Here is a 1,133-nt window from a genome sequence, read left to right as displayed (position 1 = left end):
AGGTAAGCTACGGACGAAAAAAGGGACAATTAATTCACCGATCGGCAGAGACCGCTCACACCCGACAAGACGCCGGGTTTCACCAGGCGGGCAAACAGCCGTCACTCATTTCAAGGTAATGGCCAGCAATGCGAAAGAACGGCTGTCGCTCGTTGAATTAGAGCTGGAAACAGGCAGAACACACCAAATCCGTGTTCATCTGGCGAGCCTCGGCCATCCGTTGACAGGAGACTCGCTTTACGGAGGCGGGAGCAAGCTGCTAAACAGGCAGGCACTGCACGCCAATAAAGTACAAGCGGTTCACCCGATAACAGACGAGCTCATAGTTGCTGAAGCCCCTTTCCCTGCTGATATGAAAAACCTTTGCCGCACATATTTTTCATGAAGAAAAGCCGCAGGCACTGCCTCGGCTTTTTAAGTCACTCGTTTTCCATATATAATATAGCGCTTCGGGGCATTTCCGACGTATGAAAACGGATAGCAGGTCGTCAGAATCAGCTCTTCCTTTTCATGCTGGAGCGTGATAATAGATGTGTCATCCTTATCGACAATTTTTGTTTTTACAATTTCATATGTGAATTCTCCATATGACAGGAGAATGCGGAGCCGATCCCCCTTTTCCAGCTCTCCCGTCCGGCGAAACACGGTATCCCGATGCCCTGACAGCACAATTTGTCCGTTTTCATCAGGATAATAGCTGTCCTTGTAATGCCCGACACCTTTTTCTAAATCATCAGCATCGGTGCCCTCCACGATCGGAAGCTCTGCATTGATTTTCAGTATTTCCAAAATGCCGCTCGCTTGGCCGGTCTCAGGCTTAAATGATGCTTTGTTCTTTGCTTGATCTGAGCTATTTTTCGTCCCCAAAAGTTCCTGCGGCTTTTCAGCCGCCAGTTTTGCTTCTTTTAATGTCTGTTCCGTTTTCATATTCGTATCGATCAATTTAAAGCCTCCATAGCCTGCGATCACTAGGCCGGCAGCAATGATGAATAGTGGAATAATTTTTTTCACGTTCTGGAGGCGCTCCTTTTTCTTCTGACATATAGATAAGTTCCTGACAATGTCACCGCCGCACCGATTACGATAAAGTTATAGTAGTTTGCTGATGTATCTGGAAGCGGATGCTCAGGCCC

At 47.6% G+C, this 1,133-nt stretch carries 3 protein-coding genes; 1 reads left to right on the top strand and 2 read right to left on the bottom strand.

Features of this window, described 5'->3' with window-relative positions; translation table 11 throughout:
- A partial coding sequence (locus ACWHAR_RS22575) for a pseudouridine synthase (RefSeq protein WP_452087889.1) occupies nt 1-385 on the top strand: 385 nt, incomplete at its 5' end.
- Between the two features lie 29 nt (nt 386-414).
- Here ACWHAR_RS22575 and srtA read toward each other — a convergent pair.
- Together srtA and ACWHAR_RS22565 are read right to left on the bottom strand one after the other, a co-directional pair.
- Nucleotides 415-1,011: a sortase SrtA gene (gene srtA, locus ACWHAR_RS22570; protein WP_041335646.1), complete on the bottom strand. Its 597-nt coding sequence runs from the start codon at nt 1,009-1,011 to the stop codon at nt 415-417.
- The coding region (locus ACWHAR_RS22565) for an LPXTG cell wall anchor domain-containing protein (protein WP_452087890.1) at nt 1,008-1,133 on the bottom strand (126 nt) is incomplete at its 5' end. The genes ACWHAR_RS22565 and srtA, both read right to left, overlap by 4 nt.

The sequence above is a fragment of the Bacillus sp. LR--39 genome (assembly GCF_053613335.1).
The sequence above is the reverse complement of the archived record's forward strand: the minus strand, read 5'-3'. Positions and strand labels throughout refer to the sequence as shown.